Genomic DNA, 6,553 nt, shown 5'->3' on the forward strand with positions numbered 1-6,553 from the left:
ACGCTCCGCTTCTGCTTTCGTATCAAACGTAGCGTAATGATGATGCCCCTTCCGACGCACCATCGCCCGCCACGAACCATTCCGCTTTACAATCGTCGCCATGATCGCTCTGTGCTGCCCCCCAAAATTCCTCGCTTAATCTTGGCACACTTTGGCACAATAAAGAACAGAATTTAAGAAAAAAAGTAAATTTAGTACAGAACAAATAAAAATAACACTTTGATTCCAAAAGATATTATTTTAAATCAACCACTTAAAACTCTTCTTTTGGGCACCATTATGGGTTGAAATTGTGGGGTTGTGGGGATATTTGGCACAAAATGGCACAATGAGTGGGGCTTGTAGGTCGTTTTATTTTTTAAGCATACTCTGAGAGTTTTAATTTTTTGAATAGGATTTATTCGAATCCATAGCTGTAAAGGGTTACAATCGTTTGTTGCTGGCAAGCGATCAATAAAAGCAACTTACACTCTATCCATCACTTATTTAAATCTTTGCTTGATTAAACCATGAGGTTCAAAAAATTATTTTTAGTGTTTAAAACTTTATATTTTTTTAATCTGTTGTTAGGGTTTATCGCATTGTCTCCTCATTATGTAATCGAGATGGCATCGGTAAAAAGTTTTTCCGATTTATCGATTGGAAATACAATCTGGTTTATTTTAACACTGAATTTAAAGCCAACGTTAACCAAGAGTACTTTTTAAAAACCATAGAATGACCCATGAGCAAAGCATGAATCCACGAGAGAAAAGATGATCCGTTATCCGTGTTGGAACGATACATGCTTTGTAAGCACTCTAGAAAGTTAATGTTTTACTAGGCATCAATAGCACGTTGAAAACATTCGATATTTCGTTGAGCATTGGCTTTGCCTAACGAAGTGTTGTAATGTTTTTTGTGATAATTTGCCAACGCGGTGGCATCGTCTGCTTTGGGTAAAGGTTCAGCTATTCTTAAATAAAAAACACGACACATAGCGGCGGCAAAAAACAAATTTCCCGTTAGAAGTTCTACATCAGGAATCGTAGCTTTCGATGCATTAAGGGTGCCAGACAGGGATCGTAGTTCGTTAGCGAGAGAAACGTGTTTGGAAGAGTTTAAAAAATTATTCCAAATATCGTTATAGGTAAAGGGTTCCATTTGACAAGCGCCCAATGCGGGACCTTTGCCTAATTGTTTTAAATACGTGACTTGGCCACTATAGCTTTCTGCAACAAAGGTTCCTGTTACCATATGGAGGGCTTGCTCTCCGCCAAGGTTTAAATAAGCGAGTACTGGAGCAATTACGTTGTGTTTTAAATGAGGAAGATAAATTCCTCCGATTGCGGTGTCCATTAAAATATCCTTATCTTTAATTGTAATGTGAAATGAAGCGTGCGAATACTAGCCAAACGGTTTATTGCCAATAAACGGCGACGCTTAGGGATGCGCGCGATGGGTTTTTTACGCTGAAAGTTCGTAAAAAATATGTCTGGCAATAATGAGTGAATAGCCAGATGTATCGATACACATAAACTGGGATCATATTGCCACTGAGAAAATCACTCCATGAATTTGCTTTAGGTGGCAAACGGTTTATTGCCAATAGACGTCAACGCTTAGGGATGCGCGCGATCGGTTTTTTACGCTGAAAGTTCGTAAAAAACATGTCTGGCAATATGAGTGAATAGCCAGATGTATCGATGCGCATAAGCTGGGAGCATATTGCCACTGAGAAAACCCATCCATGAATTTGTTTTAGGTGCCAAAGGATTTCAAAAAAAATTATGGTGTGCGGCTTTATAAAGATTTTTTTACGTCTACATGCCACAGCATTGCCTAAGTAAGCGCCTGGCCGTTGGCGAATGGATAGACATATCTTGACGGCTGTATTTTTTGTTAACAATTTTGGGTATGTGTTTCCTAGCCGTAGTAAAAACATCACCATGTAGGGGGAAATGAATACTACAATTACCCTTTTGAGATTCTTTTTAGAAGAACATTAAAACACATAGACTATTCACTAAACATTGTAGAATGCGTTGGGACAACAACATATAAAATCAACCACACACTAACCTACTCAATAACACTCACTCGAAATAACTTCTATTTACAACCTATTAAGTATGAATGGATTGAGCCCATAACGTCTATACGCGTTAGGCTTCAGCGTATAACAACAGAATTCCTTTTTGTAATCTAATAGTCTATAGAAGTGTATGAAAAGAGCAGGTTAATGCGTGTTCGCAAATAAATTTTTATAACAAAAGGGCAATAAAGTCATTTTGATAGCATCGCATTAAAAGAATATTATTGGATATGGATCCATTCATTGAAGCGTAAAAAGGCTTTGCCACATAATAAAACCCAGGGAGGGGTTGCGTAAGCCCGCCATGCACCCGAACAATATCTCGAGCCATGCAACTCTTTGATCAATTCATATGCCTCGAAACGCTTTATCTCATCCAACATTATAGCAACGAAGCTCTCCATAACATTATCGACGGTTAGGTCGGGATAGTGTAAGTTTGCTTGCCCCTTAATGTATCCATAAGGGTGGATTTTTTTATTTTATTATTGATTGTTCAGGATATGAGCTTACAACATTTACGAGCGAACGCAATTATGGTCTAAACCGTTAACATTCAGTCTCATTATGATGATCCCTGCACGGGATAATCTTCCATCGAAGAATCTTGTATCGCTCTGGCATGGTATTAAAAGATGGAATGGGCTTGAGAGCCCTGCATTTTTCTGAATGGTTGCAGTGGTTCCTTAGGGTTGATACCATTTATCATCCCCCGCTCAATGTTTTTAAAAACTAGTGTTTGAGAATTTTAATGGGTATTGAAAACCATGGGTAATAAGAAAAGCGCTTATTGTTTTTTCTACCCTTTGTTACTTGTTTTATAAGCATCTATTCAAAGCATAATAAATATTGCGCCATCAACTAAAATTCTGAAGGAAGTAAAACATCCTCACATCCTTCAGAATTGATTCAGAGGTAAGGAAATGATTTGCATCAACTTAAAATTGATAATGAACCTCTGATTGTACGCGATATTGAGGTTAAAAGCAGATGGCCTAAAGAACGATTGGGTGTCTACGAATTATACCCAAAATAGTATGCAATCTATTCATCCCCCTTACGTAATTCGTTCTACCATCGCTGGGGTCTCAGTTCCCTCTTCTTTCAAGCCTTTTGTTTTACCGAATGGATAAGGCAAAACAGTTGACAAAAAGAACAAAAGATAGTTTTAAAGAGACTATTTTTTTAAGATATCCTGTAAATGGTTTACTGTTCCCTGTTCTATCCCCATTACGCATTTTATGGTTAACAACTGTGTGAGTCACGGATTATGAACGGGACGGTTTAGGGATTATCATACACCACGAACCTGTAAACAATTGCGTGGTTTTGAGTCAAAAAAATCAATTCGTTAGTCGGTATATTTCACTTTTATTGTGTTTTACGTACTAACGAAATGGCTTGTGAATGAAGGGCAAACTAGAGGGATGTCCCCTTAGTTTATAGAAATTTAAAACAATTTTTAACGGGTAAAAGAGTATTTTTACTCATTGAATTGTAATTATCTTTATAAAAGTAATCATAGGGATTACACTTTATACGAATAGCTTAAACGTTACAGACTTACCAAACCTAAAATTCTTATGATTTTTTTTGTTGAAACGCATAAAATCGATGGTTTTTTAATTCAAGCTCAATTTCCTCTAGAGATTTACCTTTTGTTTCCGGAACCAAAGCGTAAATAAAAATCAGTGCAAGGGTGGAGATCAACGCATAGAGCCAAAACGTATAGGTCGCCCCCAAAGTCTTTACCAAGCTTAGGGTGGTTAGACTCACGATTAAGGTAAAAAACCAGTTGCTGAAGGCACCGATACTCGCCCCTTTTCCACGGATAAACAAGGGATAAATTTCTGAATTGATTAACCAAATACACACCCCAAATGATCCCCCGTTGAACAACATATAAACCGCCAGGCAAGCGATGACGAGGAATTTACTTACTTCGGTCTGTGGCCCATTTCCCAGAAAGAGATACCCCATAGCGATTAAGGCAATAATGGAGCCTGGAACCGTCCAGAGCAAATAGCGGCGTCTTCCAATTTTATCAACCAAGATCCCACCGATGATAGTCATAATGGCAATAATGAATATACTGATGCCCGAGCCAATAATGGCGATCGTATAGGAAAACCCTGCTTGTGTGAAAATAATAGGTGCGTAATAAATTAAGGCGTTATTTCCAGTAATTTGGCAAAACATGGCAAGCGATGCCCCGACAACAATCGCAGGTCGAACCCACGGTTGCATAACTTCTTTCCAGCTCCCTTTAGGTTGATGGCTTACCTTTTTAATGGCCTCGATTTCTTGTTGCGCCAACTGTTCATTCCCGCGTATTCTTTTCAAGATAAGGTAAGCGTCTTGTGGACGTTTTTTCATGACAAGCCAGCGTGGGCTTTCGGGTAAAATACTCATTCCCAGTAACAACGCAATGGCCGGGAGTATCCCCAATCCGAACATCCAACGCCAATGATCCCCCAACTCAAGCCCGCCAAAATACGCTAGCGTAATGCCGGTAATGACCATCAATTGAAAAAAGACAACCATTTTTCCTCGATGACGTGCAGGGGCCAATTCAGCAATATAGACCGGAATGATTTGGGTGGCTCCCCCGATAGGCAACCCCAACAAAAAACGCGAAACAATCAAGCCATTAATAATGGGGGACAACGCACATGCCAAGGACGCAACACAAAACCATACACCAAGAATAAGAAGTGTAGGACGATACCCTAAACGATCGGAGATGGGTTGTGACAGCATACACCCCCCTAGGGCCCCCAGTATGGTTGCACTGGTTATAATTTGTTGTAAAGTAACGGTTAATACAAATTGCTTTGCCAAGCCTAACAAGGCAATGCCAATAATGCCGACGTTATAGCCAAACAATAAGCCCCCTAAGGCGGTAATCGCCGCAATAATAAATACGGCTTTGTTGGATTGATGGGTCTGTTGAGGAATTGTCATACTAGGGTTCCTGATATTCATAGGGTCGCACAAAGGCAATGACGAGGATTATTCAAGATTGGCATGATTTTGAAACATTTGTTCGGAAGTGATTTTCCGTTGATCCATAAGTTCCAAAACAATGGCGTCGTAGATAAGGAAACAAAATTGTTCATAGGCTGAACCCATCGGTTGAAAGGAGGGGGTAAAAGAAGCCGTGGGCTGTCGTTTCGGAGAAGTTCCAGGTAACACAATGACAATAGAAGACAATTGGGCCAGGGTAGAGTGACTATCCAACGTAATACACGCAATGGGAAGGCCGATACGCTTTGCTTGGTGGGCTAATGCCACCAAGCGGGGCGTTTCCCCTGAGCCAGAGGCCAGGATCAGCACATCGTCTTTTTGGGCATGGGGTGCCGTGATCTCTCCCACCACGCTGACGCGAAAATTGAGGTGCAACAAACGGTTGGCGAACGCTTGGACGCAAAGCCCGCTTCGCCCTGCCCCAGATAAAAAAATATGACGAGCTTGTTGAATGGCCGTCAGCAACTCGACAAAATCCTCGTCCTGGATACGCTCGACATACGAGGATAACTCTTGAAGTATCCGTTGGGTAAATGATTGAATACGCATTGTACATATCCCTTAATACACACATCAATGATTAATAGTCAGAGAGGATGTTTTTTAACGTTCTCACATTCTCGACGGAATCCCCATGAAATAAACACCCCCCGATCACCATGGAAGAAACGTCAGCTTTTTTTAATTCCAAGGCAATTGAAGGCGTGATTCCCCCATCGACTTGAACTTCGATTGGCCGATGGCCGATGCATTGTTTTACCTCGTGAATCCGTTGATACGTGGAGGGGTAAAAGGATTGATGCGCATGTCCAGGATTAACCGACATGATCAAAACCGCATCAATGTGATCCAATACATAGGTCAAGCTGTTCAAAGCGGTCGAGGGATTGTAAGCAATTCCCGCTTTAATGCCCGCAGCCCGTATACGTTGTAAACTATAACAAGGATGAAGCGTGGCTTCGTAATGCATAAAAATCTTATCCACCCCAAGCTCTATAAGGCTCGCGAGCAGTCTTTCCGGTGTATCAACCATCATATGCACTTCAAGTTTCAAGGAAATGTTGTGCTTAATCACCTCAATTTGGCTGGGTCCAAACGCAAGGTTGGGTACAAAATGCCCATCCATCATATCGACATGCACCGCTTGGAATCCCTGTTCTTCTAAAAAAAGAAGGTCGCGCTTCAGATTCATCAGATCGGCTGCGAACACAGAGGGGAGAATCGTGATCATCGTGTTTCGTTACCCATTCCTTCAAAAACTCCATACTCAAATTCGTTAAAATAAGCTGATCATTATGCTCATATGTGCAAATCATAGTATTATATTTTTAATTGAATGCAATATAAAAATAATAAGTTTTTTTTGGATTAAAAACTGGGGGAATGAAAACCGCAATTGATAAAAATCGTTACATTTCAAAATATTAAAGGAAAAAAACGCTGTATTTTTTC

At 40.3% G+C, this 6,553-nt stretch carries 6 protein-coding genes; 1 reads left to right on the top strand and 5 read right to left on the bottom strand.

Translation table 11 applies throughout. From position 1 onward, the window contains the following. Nucleotides 1–819: 819 nt before the first annotated feature. Nucleotides 820–1,338, bottom strand: a complete 519-nt coding sequence (locus tag AABE15_RS04555) for a hypothetical protein (protein WP_338330098.1) — start codon at nt 1,336–1,338, stop codon at nt 820–822. A 905-nt stretch (nt 1,339–2,243) separates the two neighbouring features. Next, entirely contained in the window at nt 2,244–2,405 is a 162-nt protein-coding gene (locus tag AABE15_RS04560) for a hypothetical protein (RefSeq protein WP_338330099.1), read from the bottom strand. A gap of 679 nt (nt 2,406–3,084) precedes the next feature. Between AABE15_RS04560 and AABE15_RS04565 the strand changes: the two genes are divergently transcribed. Further along, nucleotides 3,085–3,207: a hypothetical protein gene (locus AABE15_RS04565; RefSeq protein ID WP_338330100.1), complete on the top strand. Its 123-nt coding sequence runs from the start codon at nt 3,085–3,087 to the stop codon at nt 3,205–3,207. A gap of 448 nt (nt 3,208–3,655) precedes the next feature. On the opposite strand, the gene AABE15_RS04570 is transcribed toward AABE15_RS04565, so the two are convergent. The 3 genes from AABE15_RS04570 to AABE15_RS04580 are packed head-to-tail and all read right to left on the bottom strand — an operon-like array spanning nt 3,656 to nt 6,332. Then, nucleotides 3,656–5,038 carry a sugar porter family MFS transporter gene (locus tag AABE15_RS04570; protein WP_338330101.1) on the bottom strand — a complete coding sequence of 461 codons (1,383 nt, stop codon included), beginning with the start codon at nt 5,036–5,038 and terminating at the stop codon, nt 3,656–3,658. A 48-nt stretch (nt 5,039–5,086) separates the two neighbouring features. Next, on the bottom strand, nt 5,087–5,650 hold the full coding sequence (gene hxlB, locus AABE15_RS04575) for a 6-phospho-3-hexuloisomerase (RefSeq protein ID WP_338330102.1): 564 nt from the start codon (nt 5,648–5,650) through the stop codon (nt 5,087–5,089). 31 nt (nt 5,651–5,681) lie between these two features. After that, complete coding sequence (locus AABE15_RS04580; RefSeq protein WP_338330103.1) at nt 5,682–6,332, bottom strand: ribulose-phosphate 3-epimerase; 651 nt, start codon at nt 6,330–6,332, stop codon at nt 5,682–5,684. Nucleotides 6,333–6,553 lie beyond the last annotated feature (221 nt).

Origin of the sequence: Commensalibacter sp. Nvir (genome assembly GCF_963921845.1) — a bacterium.
Classification (GTDB): Bacteria; Pseudomonadota; Alphaproteobacteria; order Acetobacterales; family Acetobacteraceae; genus Commensalibacter.

Excerpts from the sequence above, each read along its gene's own strand:
- AABE15_RS04555 (WP_338330098.1), bottom strand. The coding sequence starts at position 1,338 with ATGGACACCGCAATCGGAGGAATTTATCTTCCTCATTTAAAACACAAC.
- AABE15_RS04560 (WP_338330099.1), bottom strand. The coding sequence starts at position 2,405 with ATGGCTCGAGATATTGTTCGGGTGCATGGCGGGCTTACGCAACCCCTC.
- AABE15_RS04570 (WP_338330101.1), bottom strand. The coding sequence starts at position 5,038 with ATGACAATTCCTCAACAGACCCATCAATCCAACAAAGCCGTATTTATT.
- hxlB (WP_338330102.1), bottom strand. The coding sequence starts at position 5,650 with ATGCGTATTCAATCATTTACCCAACGGATACTTCAAGAGTTATCCTCG.
- AABE15_RS04580 (WP_338330103.1), bottom strand. The coding sequence starts at position 6,332 with ATGATCACGATTCTCCCCTCTGTGTTCGCAGCCGATCTGATGAATCTG.